The organism is Citrobacter sp. EC_71, assembly GCF_019584005.1.
In the GTDB taxonomy this organism is placed as follows: Bacteria; Pseudomonadota; Gammaproteobacteria; order Enterobacterales; family Enterobacteriaceae; genus Citrobacter; species Citrobacter werkmanii.
The window spans coordinates 17010-33332 of record NZ_VDAY01000031.1; the positions used below are offsets into that span (position 1 = coordinate 17010).

16 protein-coding genes are annotated in these 16323 nt (G+C 53.9%); 7 read left to right on the top strand and 9 right to left on the bottom strand.

Annotated elements, in window-relative coordinates:
* The first annotated feature begins 62 nt into the window (after positions 1 to 62).
* On the top strand, positions 63 to 1772 hold the full coding sequence (gene dld, locus FHD02_RS22325; RefSeq protein ID WP_042307352.1) for a D-lactate dehydrogenase: 1710 nt from the start codon (positions 63 to 65) through the stop codon (positions 1770 to 1772).
* Between the two features lie 64 nt (positions 1773 to 1836).
* On the opposite strand, the gene pbpG is transcribed toward dld, so the two are convergent.
* Positions 1837 to 2784, bottom strand: coding sequence for a D-alanyl-D-alanine endopeptidase (gene pbpG / locus FHD02_RS22330; RefSeq protein ID WP_038641951.1), 948 nt, complete (start codon positions 2782 to 2784; stop codon positions 1837 to 1839).
* A gap of 181 nt (positions 2785 to 2965) precedes the next feature.
* Positions 2966 to 3553 (bottom strand): Yip1 family protein, encoded by a 588-nt coding sequence (locus FHD02_RS22335; RefSeq protein WP_038641953.1) that lies wholly within the window; start codon positions 3551 to 3553, stop codon positions 2966 to 2968.
* 163 nt (positions 3554 to 3716) lie between these two features.
* Between FHD02_RS22335 and FHD02_RS22340 the strand changes: the two genes are divergently transcribed.
* Positions 3717 to 4289, top strand: a complete 573-nt coding sequence (locus FHD02_RS22340) for a DedA family protein (protein ID WP_137360794.1) — start codon at positions 3717 to 3719, stop codon at positions 4287 to 4289.
* A gap of 24 nt (positions 4290 to 4313) precedes the next feature.
* On the opposite strand, the gene mdtQ is transcribed toward FHD02_RS22340, so the two are convergent.
* Complete coding sequence (gene mdtQ / locus FHD02_RS22345; RefSeq protein ID WP_137349900.1) at positions 4314 to 5753, bottom strand: multidrug resistance outer membrane protein MdtQ; 1440 nt, start codon at positions 5751 to 5753, stop codon at positions 4314 to 4316.
* 169 nt (positions 5754 to 5922) lie between these two features.
* Between mdtQ and FHD02_RS22350 the strand changes: the two genes are divergently transcribed.
* Positions 5923 to 6657 (top strand): class I SAM-dependent methyltransferase, encoded by a 735-nt coding sequence (locus FHD02_RS22350; RefSeq protein ID WP_042307342.1) that lies wholly within the window; start codon positions 5923 to 5925, stop codon positions 6655 to 6657.
* Between the two features lie 257 nt (positions 6658 to 6914).
* Here the strand turns inward: FHD02_RS22350 and dusC are convergent, their stop codons facing one another.
* The 6 genes from dusC to FHD02_RS22380 form a co-directional block, all read right to left on the bottom strand.
* Entirely contained in the window at positions 6915 to 7859 is a 945-nt protein-coding gene (gene dusC, locus FHD02_RS22355) for a tRNA dihydrouridine(16) synthase DusC (RefSeq protein WP_137397485.1), read from the bottom strand.
* A 61-nt stretch (positions 7860 to 7920) separates the two neighbouring features.
* Positions 7921 to 9114, bottom strand: coding sequence for a 3-hydroxybenzoate 6-monooxygenase (locus FHD02_RS22360; protein ID WP_042307339.1), 1194 nt, complete (start codon positions 9112 to 9114; stop codon positions 7921 to 7923).
* Between the two features lie 14 nt (positions 9115 to 9128).
* Entirely contained in the window at positions 9129 to 9773 is a 645-nt protein-coding gene (gene maiA / locus FHD02_RS22365; protein WP_200005853.1) for a maleylacetoacetate isomerase, read from the bottom strand.
* An 8-nt stretch (positions 9774 to 9781) separates the two neighbouring features.
* Complete coding sequence (locus tag FHD02_RS22370; protein ID WP_042307334.1) at positions 9782 to 10483, bottom strand: fumarylacetoacetate hydrolase family protein; 702 nt, start codon at positions 10481 to 10483, stop codon at positions 9782 to 9784.
* A 15-nt stretch (positions 10484 to 10498) separates the two neighbouring features.
* Positions 10499 to 11536 carry a gentisate 1,2-dioxygenase gene (gene gtdA / locus FHD02_RS22375; RefSeq protein ID WP_137360790.1) on the bottom strand — a complete coding sequence of 346 codons (1038 nt, stop codon included), beginning with the start codon at positions 11534 to 11536 and terminating at the stop codon, positions 10499 to 10501.
* 11 nt (positions 11537 to 11547) lie between these two features.
* Positions 11548 to 12906 (bottom strand): aromatic acid/H+ symport family MFS transporter, encoded by a 1359-nt coding sequence (locus tag FHD02_RS22380; protein WP_061382063.1) that lies wholly within the window; start codon positions 12904 to 12906, stop codon positions 11548 to 11550.
* Between the two features lie 126 nt (positions 12907 to 13032).
* Between FHD02_RS22380 and FHD02_RS22385 the strand changes: the two genes are divergently transcribed.
* From FHD02_RS22385 to cdd, 4 genes are all read left to right on the top strand, one after another.
* Positions 13033 to 13941, top strand: a complete 909-nt coding sequence (locus FHD02_RS22385) for a LysR substrate-binding domain-containing protein (protein WP_061382064.1) — start codon at positions 13033 to 13035, stop codon at positions 13939 to 13941.
* A 121-nt stretch (positions 13942 to 14062) separates the two neighbouring features.
* Positions 14063 to 14461 (top strand): CidA/LrgA family protein, encoded by a 399-nt coding sequence (locus tag FHD02_RS22390; protein ID WP_165407154.1) that lies wholly within the window; start codon positions 14063 to 14065, stop codon positions 14459 to 14461.
* Positions 14458 to 15153: a CidB/LrgB family autolysis modulator gene (locus FHD02_RS22395; RefSeq protein ID WP_038641977.1), complete on the top strand. Its 696-nt coding sequence runs from the start codon at positions 14458 to 14460 to the stop codon at positions 15151 to 15153. Before FHD02_RS22390 ends, FHD02_RS22395 begins: the two co-directional genes overlap by 4 nt.
* A gap of 148 nt (positions 15154 to 15301) precedes the next feature.
* Positions 15302 to 16186, top strand: a complete 885-nt coding sequence (cdd, locus tag FHD02_RS22400; protein ID WP_137397482.1) for a cytidine deaminase — start codon at positions 15302 to 15304, stop codon at positions 16184 to 16186.
* Positions 16187 to 16323 lie beyond the last annotated feature (137 nt).

A 16323-nucleotide genomic window follows, 5' to 3' on the forward strand; every position in this document is an offset into this window, starting at 1 on the left:
GTATTGTCATACAAAGCGCTATGCTTGTTCCTGATATTGAGTCCCACCACAAGGAGTGGAGAATGTCTTCCATTACAACAGATAATAAAGCTTTCCTGAATGAACTGACCCGCCTGGTGGGTCATTCGCACCTGCTCACTGAACCCGCTAAAACCGCCCGCTATCGCAAGGGATTTCGCTCCGGCCAGGGCGATGCACTCGCCGTCGTTTTTCCGGGCTCGCTTTTAGAATTGTGGCGCGTCCTGAACGCCTGCGTCGCCGCAGACAAAATCATTCTCATGCAGGCCGCCAATACCGGCCTGACCGAAGGCTCTACGCCAAGCGGCAATGATTACGACCGTGAGATTGTTATTATCAGCACCCTGCGTCTTGATAAGCTGCACGTCATCGGCAAAGGCGAACAGGTGCTGGCCTGGCCTGGAACAACGCTTTATTCGCTGGAAAAAGCGCTCAAACCTTTTGGTCGTGAACCGCATTCAGTGATCGGTTCCTCCTGTATCGGCGCTTCCGTGATTGGCGGCATTTGTAACAACTCCGGCGGCTCACTGGTGCAACGAGGCCCGGCCTACACGGAGATGTCACTGTTTGCGCGTATTGATGAACAGGGCAAATTACAGCTGGTTAACCATCTGGGCATCGAGCTTGGCCAAACCCCAGAACAGATCCTCAGCAAACTCGATGACGAGCGCATCAAAGATGACGATGTTCGCCACGACGGACGTCATGCGCACGATCACGACTACGTGACCCGCGTCAGAGATATTGAGGCGGATACGCCCGCACGCTATAACGCCGACCCGGACCGCTTGTTTGAATCGTCCGGTTGTGCCGGAAAGCTCGCAGTTTTCGCCGTGCGTCTGGACACTTTCGAAGCCGAAAAAAATCAGCAGGTCTTTTATATCGGCACCAACCAGCCTGAGGTGCTGACGGAGATCCGCCGTCATATTCTGGCGAAGTTTGAACATCTGCCGGTTGCCGGTGAATATATGCATCGCGATATTTACGACATCGCTGAGCAGTACGGCAAAGATACGTTCCTGATGATAGACAAACTCGGCACCGACAAAATGCCGTTTTTCTTCACCCTGAAAGGCCGCACCGATGCGATGCTGGAAAAAGTGAAATTTTTCCGTCCGCACTTCACCGACCGGGCGATGCAGAAGTTTGGCCATTTATTCCCCAGCCACTTACCGGCGCGTATGAAAAGCTGGCGCGACAAATACGAGCATCACCTGCTGTTAAAAATGGCCGGTGGCGGCGTGGCTGAAGCGCAAAACTGGCTAAATGAGTTTTTCAAAACGGCAGAGGGCGACTTCTTTGCCTGTACGCCGGAAGAAGGCAGTAAGGCGTTCCTGCACCGCTTTGCGGCGGCTGGCGCGGCGATTCGTTACCAGGCCGTTCATGCGGATGAAGTAGAAGATATTCTGGCGCTGGATATCGCGCTGCGTCGTAACGACACCGAATGGTATGAACATCTGCCGCCAGAAATCGACAGCCAACTGGTGCACAAGCTCTATTACGGGCACTTTATGTGCTATGTATTCCATCAGGATTACATCGTTAAAAAAGGCGTGGATGCCCATGCGCTGAAAGAACAGATGCTGGAGTTACTTCGCGAGCGTGGGGCACAGTATCCGGCGGAACATAACGTCGGGCATCTGTACCAGGCGCCCGAAACATTAACCCGCTTTTACCGCGAGAATGACCCAACCAACAGTATGAACCCGGGTATTGGGAAAACGAGTAAGCAGAAATTCTGGAAAGAGTCGTAGGCCCGATAAGCGTAAGCGCCATCGGGCACGTTGCCGGGGGCGCTTCGCTTGCCCGGCCTACGGTTTAATCGTTCTGCGCGGTTTGTTCACCCGTAGCTGAACCTGCCGCCGCCATCTGCGCCGCTTTTTGCTTTTTGTAGCTCAGCGCTGCCGCCGGAACCGGCATCACCTTGCCGGTTTCAATCCAGGTGCGTAAACGGCTGGCATCGGCAAAGTGGGTATATTTCCCAAAAGCATCCATCACCACCAGCGCCACCGGTTTGTTATTAATCACCGTGCGCATCACCAGACAGTGGCCCGCCGCATTGGTAAACCCGGTTTTAGTTAACTGAATATTCCAGTTATCGCGATACACCAGATGGTTGGTATTACGGAACGGCAATGTATACGCCGGATTGGCAAACGTCGCCATATCTTCACGCGTAGTACTTAGCTGACCAATCAGCGGATACTGTTTGCTGGCAATCAGTAACTTCGTTAAATCACGCGCGGTTGAGACGTTATGAATCGATAACCCGGTCGGCTCCACAAAACGGGTATGGGTCATGCCCAGCGCTTTCGCTTTCGCATTCATCGCCTTGATAAACGCGTTATAGCCGCCAGGGTAATGATGCGCCAGACTGGCTGCCGCACGGTTTTCAGATGACATCAGCGCCAGTAACAGCATGTCTTTACGGCTGATTACACTGTTCAGCCGTACGCGAGAGTAAATTCCTTTCATCTCAGGCGTCTGACTGATATCAACTTTCAGTTTTTCATCCAGCGGCAGTCGCGCATCAAGCACCACCATCGCCGTCATTAATTTGGTAATCGACGCAATCGGACGCACCAGATCCGGGTGGTTCGAATAGATAACCTTGTTGGTATTCAGATCAACAATCATCGCGCTACCGGACGCTATCTCAGGTTGAGAAGCCGCTACGGTAGGTGCCGTTTTCGCCACGGCTTGGGGTGCAAAAGGTACAGCCAGCACCAGGGCAAGGCTTAATAATGAAACTCGGAATTTCAGCATGATGAGATTTCTGATAAGGGTTCACGCACGTCACAACGCACACCGCCCGAGATTAAGTATTTTCTCAGGCTAGCTCAGGCATCATAGCGATCCGGCAGGTTTGCCGCTACAGGAGAATCGTCTCGAAATGCTGCGTTGCTGACTTTTACGTCAACAACGCAGCGCAGCGGCGTTTTACAGATCAGAATAAGCGATAGCCGTAACCCCACAGGATTACCGTAATCGCCAGCAGAACTTCAAGTACCAGCACACCAATAGCCAGCGTGGAACTGGAAAAACTTAACCCTTCCTCGCGAGTGATATTCAGGAATGTCGGAATACCGAGATAGAGTAAATAACCGGTGTAAAACAGCGCGATAGTTCCCACCAACGCACACAGCCAGACCAGCGGATAAAGTGCGACCAGACCGCTTAAAAACAGCGGAGTCGCGACATATCCGGCAAAGACCATACAGTGCGCCAGCGACGGACGCTGCGGGTAATTACGCGCCATCCACCAGATAACCCGGCCCATGACAGCCACGCCCGCCAGCATCACGCCGTAAAACAGAATGGCCAGCGCCAGTCCGGTCAACAGGGATAACTGTAGTATGTTGCCGTCGCCAAAATTCCAGCCGATTTGTGTGGTACCGATAAACGCGCAAACAACCGGGATTGCCGCCATCAGCAGTACATGATGGGTATAGTGATGCGAAACGCTTTCGTTTTCGCTGTTGATCACGTGCATTTCACGATCGGGATGGGAAAACAGCCCCCAGACATGGTTCATACCGCCCCCTTCTTGTCAGCTCCGGACCTCAACACTTCAAGTATAATTCAGCTTTTGATTATTTTATGTACACAGAGAAAATACCGGATCGCTACGGCGCGGCTTTTCCGGCATCAAGTATTCATAGGGTGTATGCTATAAGCGGTGGAGGTCATACAATCGTATGGATATAAATCATTATGTTGCGCAATACGGCTATGCCGCATTAGTGATTGGCAGTCTGGCTGAAGGGGAAACCATTACCCTGTTAGGTGGCGTCGCGGCCCATCAGGGAGTACTTAAATTTCCGCTGGTGGTGCTCTCCGTCGCGCTGGGCGGGATGATTGGCGATCAGTTGCTCTATTTCCTCGGACGTCGTTTTGGCGGCAAAATTCTACGGCGTTTTTCGCGTCATCAGGCAAAAATTGATTACGCGCAGAAGATGATCCAACGGCGTCCTTATCTGTTCGTGGTCGGCACGCGTTTTATGTACGGTTTTCGCGTTATTGGCCCTTTGCTGATTGGTGCCAGTCACCTGCCACCGAAGATCTTTTTACCGCTCAATATTCTCGGGGCGCTGGTGTGGGCGCTGATATTTACCACCCTGGGTTATGTGGGGGGAGAAGTCATCGCGCCGTGGCTGCACAATCTCGACCAGCACATTAAGCACTGGATATGGCTGGTTCTGGTGATTGTACTGGTGGTAGGCGCACGCTGGTGGTTGAAAAAACGCAGCGGCAAGAAGACGGCCCGGTAGAGCGGTATCTACCGGGCAGGTGTATTACGACGCGTGGTAGCCGCCGCCCAGCGCGCTGGTCAACTGAATGGAAGCATCCAGCCACTGGCCTTGCAGTACCAGACCGTTGCACTGCTCACGTAACGCCGGGATCTTTGCTTCGCTAACCCGCGAACCCGCAATAATACCGGCGTTAAATCGCGCCTGCGCAAGTCCCACCACACGCTGTGCATCATGTTCAATCTGCTGCTGATGCTGATTCTTCTGCGCCAGTGTTTCCACCTGCGAAGCTGCTCGCGCCACGTCATTCACCGCATCTACCACGGCTTTGTTGTAATTCGCCACCGTCAGGTTGCTTTGCGCTTTGGTGATATCGAGATTGGCATTCAATCTGCCGCTGTCGAAAATAGGCAGCGTGAGTCCGGCTGTGACCCCCATCTGCTGCGCGGAATGGCGGAACAGATCGCTCAGATGTAACGCATCCTGTTGTAAAAATGCCATCAAATTCACGTCAGGATAAAACGCAGCTTTCGCCGCATCAATGCTGCTCAGGGATGATTCAATATACCAGTGCGCGGCCTGTAAATCCGGTCGACGGGCCAGCAGCGAATAGCCTAACTGGGACGGGAGCTGGCTTTCTACGGTAGGTAACTTACTGGTATGCAGTTTCAGAACGGTAGACTGTGAATTAGTCAGGGCGCTCAGTCGCGCCTCAATCACCTTCATTTTGCCGTTAACATCGTTCAGTTGCTGATCCGTTTTACTGGAATCGATATCGGTCTCAACGCCTTCCACCGATGAGGTAATGCCGTTTTGATACAGTTGACGATCGACGTTAATAACGTTCTGTTGCTCATTTTTAATCTGCGTCAGCACGCTTTTCAGCGCCGCCTGCGTCTGCCATTCCCAATACAGACGTGAAACGCCGCTCGCCAGCAGCTGGCGGGTTTGTTCACGCTCAGCTTCTCGCGCTTTAACGGTCCCAATACGCGCCGTCACTTCGGCCCGATTTTTCCCCCACAGATCCAGATTCCAACCGGCGGTTAAACCAAAGGTCCCGTTGGTGTACCACGGACCTGTCGTTCCGGCGGCAGGATCGGTAATGGCAAACGGTCCCATCAGCCCTTCAGCTGACATTCTCTGACGCTCAACGTCCGCAGAGAAATCGATCTCCGGACCATCCTGCGCCTCAACGGCCTTCGCCTGCGCCTCCGCCAGTTGAATGCGCTGTTCCGCTACCTGCATATCAGGAGAGTTTCGCAACGTGCTGTCAATCAGCGCATTAAGCTGGGGATCGTGGTAAGCCTTCCACCATTGGCTGTCCGGCCAGCCATTTTTTAATGCCGCAGGTAATGCGGAATCGACATTCACAGCAGGGGTCTGCTGTGACAGAGACTGACGGTCATCATGCATAGGCGCACAGCCTGCCATCAGAATAAAAAGAGGCAACAATGCCGTCGCGGCAAAAACAGAATTACGATTCATGGAGATATACAGGTAAGAAAAGATGCGCAGAGAGTACGACTTGTCGCTGTTACTTTTTTAGTTACGCGTGGCAATACATCTTTGGCAATAAAAATATATAATCAGAAAAATATACACCACACAAATAATATAGATTAAATAATTTTAATAATTTATAGATGGAAACCTTATGTCACAGAATATTTATGACGACCCGGAATTCTTTGCCGGATATGCCACGCTGGATCGTTCAGTAAAAGGGCTTGATGGCGCACCGGAATGGCCAGCAATACAAGCTATGCTCCCCGCTCTGCAGGGTAAAAACATTCTCGATTTGGGCTGCGGATATGGCTGGTTTTGCCGCTACGCGCGCGATAATCATGCCGCCAGCGTCGTGGGGCTGGATATCTCACAAAAGATGTTAACCCAGGCGCACAATATGACTCACGGCAATGGCATCGTTTATCGCCGTGAAGATCTCGAAACGCTTACTCTCTCACCGGCTTCTTTCGACCTGGCTTATAGCTCCCTTGCCCTGCATTATCTACACGATATTGAACGATTATTCGTAACGATTTACCAGGCATTAACACCGGGAGGCATGTTAGTTTTCTCTGCCGAGCACCCGATTTATACCGCACCGCTTAACCAGGGCTGGATAAAAGACAAAACCGGGCAACTGTCCTGGCCGGTTAATCATTATCAACAAGAAGGCGAGCGTATCAGTAACTGGTTTGCTGAAGGCGTTAAAAAACAGCACCGTAAGCTGGCGACCTGGATTAACGCGCTCATTGCCGCCGGATTCGACATTGTGTGTATTGATGAATGGGGACCATCAGCGCAGCAGATTGCTGAAAACCCGGCGTTGGATGAAGAAAAAGAGCGGCCAATGGTGTTTTTACTGAGCGCACGTAAACCGGCATAACAACACCGCCAGGCAGAATAGTTGATACTTTCCTATACTCAATCTGAACTTACCAAAAAAAGGAAAGTTAATGAAAATTCTGCTGTGGATTATTCTAATTATTTTTCTGATTGGACTGTTGGTGGTAACCGGCGTGTTTAAGATGATTTTCTGATGTTGTCATTTAGCCCAGGCCTGATAGCAGAAATGTCAGGCGATTATTCTCTCTGATGCCGGATGGCGGCGTAAACGCCTTATCCGGCGTACCAGAACTGATGTCAGGCGGTAATCTTGATGGCCTGAATTGCCCGAGCGATATCCGGTGAATTGTTTAACGCGCGAACCTCCTGAAACAGTGCCGTTGCCTCTGAATATTCTTTACGCAAATACCCTAACCACTGCTTAATACGCGCCACATGATACAACCCCGTGTCACCCTGCTTTTCGAGACGGGTATATTTTTGCAGCAGTTTCACGACGTCAGGCCACGGCATTCGCGGCTCGTTGTACTTCACCACGCGGCTCAGGTTCGGGATATTTAACGCGCCACGGCCGATCATCACCGCATCGCATCCGCTGATGGCCATACAATCCTGGGCGCTCTGCCAGTCCCAGATTTCGCCATTCGCGATAACCGGAATGGTCAGTCGCTGGCGAATTTCACCAATCGCCTGCCAGTTAATATGCTCGGCCTTATAGCCCTGCTCTTTGGTACGACCATGCACCGCCAGTTCGCTGGCGCCAGCCTGCTGGACGGCATCGGCAATTTCAAACTGCCGATCGCTGTTGTCCCAGCCCAGGCGCACTTTCACCGTCACGGGTAGATGGTCCGGCACCGCCTCGCGCATGGCTTTTGCGCCGCGGTAGATAAGTTCTGGATCTTTCAATAACGTCGCGCCACCGCCGCTGCCGTTGACCAGCTTCGACGGGCAACCGCAGTTCAGATCGACACCGTACGATCCCAGTTCTACCGCGCGGGCCGCGTTCTCCGCCAGCCACTGCGGGTACTGGCCCAACAGCTGTATGCGCACCTGCGTACCGGATGGCGTGCGGCTGTTGTTATGCAGTTCCGGGCAGAGCCGGTGAAATACTTTTGCCGGCAGGAGCTGATCCACCACGCGCACAAACTCCGTGATGCACAGATCGTAATCATTCACTTCGGTCAGCAGCTCGCGCACCAGTGAATCGAGCACGCCTTCCATCGGCGCCAGTAAAACACGCATATCGTCACCCGCAAAAAAAGAGGCGCTATGGTAGCGCCTCCGTTCGGGAGATTAAAGAGGCTCAGCGCGGCAACAGACAGTTATCTTCTTTCCAGCCGTACAGCCACTCCATACCGCGATAAAACTCCGCCTGTGATTTGCCTTGCCACAGCAGATTACGCACCTGGCGCTCGACGCCTGCGGCGTGATAAACGCGGCCCATTTCGCGCGTCGACCAGACAATCCGCGCCGTACGCGGAATGCGCACCGACTCATACAGGGCAAAGGCATCAGCCGCATCGCCGTCACACTGCTGTAACGCCTTACCGAGCGTGACGGCATCCTCCAACGCCATACACGCTCCCTGCGCCATATATTGCGCCACCGGATGCGCGGCATCACCCACCAGCGTAATGCGGTCAGTGCCCCATTTCTCCACCGGCTCGCGGTCAGCAGTGGCCCAGCGCCGCCATGACGTCGGTTTATCCAGCATCTGCCGTGGACGTGGATGAATACCGGCAAAATAGGAGAGCACCTCCTCTTTACTGCCATCCTTCACACCCCACTCTTCCTGCTGACGACTATGAAAGGTCACCACCAGATTGTATTGTTTGCCGCCGCGCAGCGGATAGTGCACCAGGTGACAGTGCGGTCCGGCCCACAACACCGGCGCGTTAATGCGCAAATCTTCCGGCATATCATCGCAATCAATCACCGCGCGATAGACCACGTGCCCGGTCACGCGTGGCGCATCGCCAATCAGAGACTGACGGACAACCGACTTCACACCGTCACAGCCGACCAAAATATCCGCCGTCCAGCTGTTGCCATGCTCGTCAAATACCGTCACGTCATTCTCGGTCTGGCGAATATCAACCACGTTAGTTGAAGTGCGATACTCAACGTTGGGATGAACCAGCGCCGCTTCCCACACAGAAGCATGAATATCCACCCGATGGATAACCGCATAAGGACCGCCAAAGTGATCGCGGAACGCCTGTCCGGTTTCAATACGCACGACTTCCTGCGCATTTACCGCATCCATCATGGTGATATGATCGGTAAAAACGGCGCGCTGGCGGGCAACCTCTCCCACACCAAGGCTGTCGAGCGCAGAGAACGCGTTTGGTCCGAGCTGAATGCCCGCGCCAATTTCACCAATCTCATGCGCTTTCTCCAACAACATCACTTTGATTCCCTGACGGGCCAGCGATAACGCGGTCGCCGCGCCGCCAATCCCACCACCCACGATAATTGCGCGTGTCACTTTAGCCATTGTCGTTCTCCTTATCAGGCTGGAATTTTGTCTTGTTGGTTCTCGGGCGCGGCGGCGATAAACGCCGGAAGCTGGGTACAGGCATCATAGACCGCCTTGCACCGTGGATATGCGCTCAAATCGCAGCCCATACGTAGCGCGTTCGCCCATTGCGGGATCAGGCAGCAATCCGCCAACGTCGGCGCATCACCCACGCAGAACGCCCCCGAATGACTCTGGCGCAGCATCTGTTCCACTGCGCTTAACCCTTGCTGGATCCAGTGCGCATACCAGCGTTTTTTATCCTCTTCACTGATCTTTAACTCGTCGCTCAGGTAGCGCAGCACCCGCATGTTATTCACTGGGTGGATATCACAGGCGATGGCATAGACAATTTCCAGCACCCGACTGCGCATCGGGAAGTCAGCAGGCAGCAGCGGCGACTGCGGAAAGTGGCCATCCAGCCAGTCGGTTATCGCCAGCGATTGTCCAAGCGATTCTCCGTCATCGGTCACCAGCGTCGGCACCAGCCCCAGCGGATTCATCCGCCGATAGGCCAGTTCGTTCTGCTGACCGATGCGAATGTTGACGCCCACCGTCTGGAAATCGAGCCCCTTCAGCGCCAGCGCAATACGCACGCGATATGACGCGGAGCTATTAAAGAAACTGTACAGCTTCATCATCCACCTCAGACAATCTTCACGGCGATGGGGGTTAAACCGTCTACGTTGCCGGTGATCACATCACCTTTCACTACCGCCCCCACGCCTTCCGGCGTACCGGTGTAGATCAGATCGCCCGGCTGGAGTTCGAAAAATCCGGACAGATAGCTAATGGTTTCATTCACAGACCAGATGAGGTGGCGAATATCGCTCCGCTGATGATCGTCGCCGTTAACCTGCAGCCAGATAGGCGCATTGTTAACATCTACGCTTTCACTGGCTTTATGCAGCGGCGCGATGGGCGCAGAGAGATCAAACGCTTTGCCGATTTCCCACGGACGCCCCATCTGGCGCATCTCCATCTGCCTGTCGCGCCGGGTCATATCCAGACCGGTGGCATAGCCCCAGATATATTCGTGCGCTTTTTCCAGCGGTATATCGCTGCCCTTTTTACCAATCGCCACCACCAGCTCTATCTCATAGTGATAGTTATCGGTCTGCGATGGATACGGCAGTTCAAGGGTTTGACCAGCCGCCACCGGAACCACCGCGTCGGCAGGTTTACAGAAGAAGAACGGCGGTTCGCGATCCGGGTCGAAGCCCATTTCACGCGCGTGTGCGGCATAGTTTCGGCCCACGCAGTAAACGCGGCGCACGGGAAATTGTTCATCACTACCAACCACCGGAACGGTAACCGGCGCTTGTGGTTCGAATACATATTGCGTCATTTTCTCTCTCCCAAATTAATAGCGTGCTTCACGGAACAACCCCAGCGCTTCCTGAACTGGTCTGTCCGAAAAACTGAATAAGACGGCATCTTCGCTGGCCTGGAACGACACACCGTGCCAGGTCGGCACCACGAAGATATCTTTTGGCGAAAAATTGAAGGTTTCGTTGCCGATGGTGACCTGTCCGCTTCCTTCCACCACATGGTAGATAGTGCTGTCAGTGGTACGCGCCATCCGTGAAGAAAAGCCCTTCGGCAACAATTGCAGGAAGGTCCCCATTGACGGCATGGGATAACCGCCGGTTACCGGGTTCACGTAGCGCATCTTGTAACCATCCCACTCATCGGCCTCGCCCAGGCGGGTCAGGTCATGCAGTGCTTCACGGCTACGATCGTAGCGATAGTTGAAAATGGGCGATGAATTACCCTTTTGATGACGCAGCGGCAGCATATTGGCCGCATAGCGCGGTAAATAATCCCCTTCCTTGCGCGTGACCGGCTGCTGATCTTCCGGGTAGTCTTCCGCAAAGCCGCAGCCCAACAGATTCACCAGCGGCAGATCCAGACCGTCCAGCCACACTACCGGTTCGCTGCCTGGGTTGCCGTGATCGTGCCAGCGCCATTGCGGCGTCAGAATAAAATCGCCTTCATGCATCTGGGTGCGCTCGCCATCGACGGCGGTAAATGCCCCTTTCCCTTCGACAATAAAGCGCAGCGCAGACTGATTATGACGGTGGCTCGGCGCAACCTCGCCCGGCATAATCAGCTGTAACCCGGCATACAGCGTTGGCGTGATTGATGACTGTCCGCGCAGCGTTGGGTTTTCCAGCACCAGCACGCGGCGAATCGCCTCTTTCGCGCCAATCAGATCGCCGCTTTCCAGCAGCAGCGGGCGGATCTCCTGATAGTTCCAGTACGCAGGCGCGCAATGCGCGTTCGGCGTTGACGGCACCAGACGGTGCAGCGACTCCCACAGCGGGGTCAGATTCTGCCCGGAAATATGCTGGTAAAACTGCTGACGGCTGTGCTTAACATCCTGATTCAGTTCAGACATAGGGATTCTCCTTATTCATTCACGATGCCTGCGCGTGGCAAGGCGTCAGGGACAGAGGCCGACTGGCGAACAACAACCGTCAGCAGCGTAAGCATCACCGCGCTGATGGCCGCCGGAACGGCAATAATGAAAAACAGGTTATCGAACGAGAAATTCATCGCCATCATCACGCCGCCAGAAAGCGAACCGACAATCGCGCCGCAGCGGCCAATGGCATTAGACCAACTGACGCCCGTCGCACGGCTTTGCGTCGGATAAAGGGTGGCGGTTAACGCATTGAGACCCACCTGAGAACCGCTAATCCCGATGCCGGTGCCAAAAATCGCCAACGCCATCAGCCACAGACCGTTTTCGCTCAGGCCAATCATGACGATACACACCGCACCCAGCGCATAGCTCACTGCCAGCACACGAAAAGGATTGTATTTATCCATCAGTACGCCCAGCGCCAGCGCGCCTAACGTACCGCCAATCTGGAAGGCCGCGGTTACCCAGGAGGCGTGTTGCAGGTCGATTCCGCGATGGTTAAGCAGCGTTGGCATCCAACTGGAGAGCAGATAAATAATCAGCAGGCTCATAAAGAACACCACCCATAACATCAGGGTAATGGGCAGTTGTCGCCCGACGAACAGCTGGCGGATACTGCCTTTAGCAATCGATGAACTCTCGTTGAGATAAAAATGGGTATCGTCATAACGTTCGCGGGTAATCGCGCTGACGGTTCTGGCAATCACGTTTTGCGGTAGCTGGCGACGAACCTGCCAGCGCGGGGATTCCGGTAGCGCAAACAGCAGAGCGACAAACAGCATGAGCGGTAAAACGCCGCCCAGCACCAGAATGCCGTGCCAACCGATGACCGGCACCAGTTGAGCGCTGACGATGCCGCCCATAGCCGATCCGAGCGTAAAGCCGCAGAACATCATGGTGACCAAGGCGCCACGTCGACGGGCTGGCAGGTATTCCGACGTCATGGTGATGGTATTAGGCATTGCGCCGCCCAGACCTAACCCGGTAAGGAAACGCAAAATAACCAGCGTTTGCAGATCGGGCGAAAAAGCAGAGATCAAACTCAGCGCGCCAAACAGCGCCACGCAAAGCTCAATCACCCGTTTACGGCCAAAGCGATCGGACAGCGGCCCGCAGAGCAACGCGCCTGCAGTTAGCCCCAACAGTCCTGCGCCAAAAAGCGGCGCCAGATCCCCGGCGGTCAATTGCCAGTGAGTGCGTATATCGGGTGCGATAAAACCAATCGCCGCGGTATCAAAACCGTCGAGCATGACGACCAGGAAACAGCAAATAATCACGCGCCACTGCGTCTTGCCGACGGGGGCGGAATCGATCAGTGCTTGTAGATCACGTTGTTGAGTCATAGTGAATGCCTCAGTGCAGGTAGAGTAGATGTCTGTTTTGTTTTAGGTATGTTGCGACTTTGTATCTTTGGAGATGAAATGTACAATGGCTTTTCATGCAGAGGCATAACCTGGAGGTTATAGCAAATGGCTAACTGGGCGCAGAAACTGAAGTTGCAACACCTGCAAACGCTGGTCGCGCTAGGGGAACAGGGAAATTTAACTCACGTCGCCCGGATGATGAATATCACCCAGCCTGCCTTGTCCAAATGGTTATCACAGCTCGAAGATGAGATTGGCATCACGCTCTTTGAACGACATAGTAAAGGCTTACGCCCCTCCGAAGGCGGCAAGCTGTTGCTGCAACATGCTCAGCGCCTGATCAATGATATGGAGCGTTCGCAGTATGAAATTGCCCGTTTCAAGCAAGGCGGTCTGGTGGGAAGTCTGAAGATTGGCTGCTCGCCGGTGGCGACCGACTGCGTTTCACAGGCAATACTGGGTTTGCTTACGGAGCTACCCACTCTGCATCTCAATATTGAAGAGAAAGTGATGACCCCGTTACTGCACGATCTACTGGCGGGTTCGGTGGATGTCGTCGTCGGTCGCGTTGGCGGCCGGGCGCTTCAGCTACCGCTCAATTACCAGGTGCTCTATACCGAGCCGGTCTGTTTTGTCGCCCGCCCCGACCATCCGCTGGCTAAATATCCCCTGCTCACCTGGAACGATCTGGCTAACTGGCGCTGGATTGTCTGGCCGACAGGCACCCCCATTCGGATTAGCATTGACAACGCGCTGGTCGATAATGGCGTAATGCTGCCGGAAAACACGATTGAATCAGCGTCGATAAACGTCAGCACCAACCTGCTGCAAAGTAGCGACATGGTTTCTATTCTTTCTCTGCGTCTGGCACAGCGTTATGCCGCCCAGGGACAACTGGCTATCCTGAATCTGCCGAAGATTGAACAAAAAGGCAGCGTAGGCGTATTCTGGCGCAACAATGAAACGCCCACCACCGCCCTGAATCGTTTTTTGTACTACCTGGCGCAGGTTTAGGCGGTCATTTGCGCAATGTTCCAGATGTCTATTTCCTCTATGCTTAGAATTCATGATGTGATCGGTAGCACGTTTTGAAGTTTAATTGTATGATGAATCAGTCTCGTCAAGGGTTTCAATTATGAGCAAATCACTGAACATTATCTGGCAATATTTGCGCGCATTCGTCCTAATCTATGCCTGCCTCTATGCAGGTATTTTTATCGCTTCGCTGCTGCCGATCACGATTCCGGGCAGCATCATCGGCATGCTGATTCTGTTTATCTTGCTGGCATTGCAGGTATTACCGGCAAAATGGGTTAATCCCGGCTGTTATGTCCTGATTCGCTATATGGCCCTGTTATTTGTCCCGATTGGCGTGGGAATCATGCAGTACTTTGATTTGCTCCGCGCACAATTTGGCCCGGTGGTGGTGTCATGCACCATCAGTACGCTGGTTGTTTTCCTCGTGGTGAGCTGGAGCTCACACCTTGTACACGGTGAACGCAAAATTGTTGGCCAAAAAGGTTCGAAAGAATGATGACGTATATCTGGTGGTCGTTACCCCTTACTCTCGCAGTATTCTTTGGCGCACGTAAGCTGGCAGCACGCTTTAAAATGCCGCTGCTGAATCCGCTGCTGGTCGCGATGGTGGTGATTATTCCCATTCTGATGCTGACCGGAATTCCCTACGATCACTATTTCAAAGGCAGCGAGGTGCTGAACGATTTACTGCAACCTGCCGTGGTCGCACTGGCCTATCCGTTATACGAACAGCTGCACCAAATTCGCGCGCGCTGGAAATCGATAATCGCTATCTGCTTTGCCGGGAGCGTCGTGGCGATGGTTACCGGCACAACAATCGCCCTGTTGATGGGCGCCTCACCGGAAATTGCTGCGTCAATCATGCCGAAATCGGTCACCACACCTATTGCTATGGCGGTGGGAGGCAGTATTGGTGGCATTCCGGCCATCAGCGCGGTGTGCGTCATTTTCGTCGGCATTCTCGGGGCGGTATTTGGTCATACTTTACTGAATGCGATGCGCATTCGCACGAAGGCCGCGCGAGGACTGGCAATGGGTACCGCTTCGCACGCCCTGGGAACCGCGCGTTGCGCAGAACTGGATTATCAGGAAGGGGCGTTTAGCTCTCTGGCGCTGGTCATTTGCGGCATTATCACCTCGTTGGTCGCCCCGTTCCTGTTCCCGGTTATTCTGGCAGTGGTCGGCTAACCTTCACTTTTTGGTTATTTATTTGCGATGCGTTGCACATTTTTCACTTAAGTTTCATAAGTTGCACACACAATGAGATTTGGATCACATATAAAGCCGTAACAGGCCCGTAAACTACGATTCCATTACATTGTTATGAGGCATCGCCATGCATCCACGTTTTCAAACTGCTTTTGCCCAACTCGCGGATAACTTGCAATCAGCCCTGGCCCCTGTTCTGGCGGATACGCATTTCCCCGCCATGCTGACTGCTGAGCAGGTCTCTTTGCTGAAACGCGAATCGGGACTGGACGAAGACGCGCTGGCATTCGCTCTGCTGCCGCTGGCTGCGGCCTGCGCACGTACCCCGCTTTCCAACTTCAACGTGGGCGCGATCTCTCGCGGCATTAGCGGCACCTGGTACTTCGGTGGCAACATGGAGTTCCTGGGCGCAACAATGCAGCAAACCGTTCATGCCGAGCAAAGTGCCATCAGCCACGCCTGGCTGCGCGGTGAAAAAGGCCTCGCCGCCATCACCGTTAACTACACCCCTTGCGGCCACTGCCGCCAGTTTATGAATGAACTGAACAGCGGGTTGGATTTACGCATTCATCTGCCGGGGCGCGAACCACACGCACTGCGCGACTATCTCCCGGACGCGTTCGGGCCAAAAGATCTCGACATCAAAACGTTACTGATGGACGACCAGGATCACGGCTTTGCGCTGCAGGGCGACGCGCTGACCCAGGCGGCAATTACCGCCGCCAACAGATGCCATATGCCGTACAGTAAATCGCCAAGCGGCGTGGCGCTCGAGTGTAAAGACGGGCGCATTTTTAGTGGCAGCTATGCAGAAAACGCCGCCTTTAACCCCACCCTCCCGCCGCTGCAAGGCGCGTTAAACCTGTTGAGTCTGAACGGTTACGACTATCCGGACATTCAGCGCGCGGTGCTGGCTGAAAAAGCCGATGCGCCGTTGATCCAGTGGGATGCGACCTCCGCCACCCTGAACGCGCTGGGCTGCAACAAGATTGAGCGCGTGCTGCTCAGTTAAATCATAAAGCCCGGTGGCGCTGGGTATGAACCGGAAACATGGGTAACACTTTAGACCGGATACATGGGTAACAGTTATAACTGGCATAGAAGAGGAGACTCGCTATGCCCTGGACTGAGACCCGACCTATGCAACGC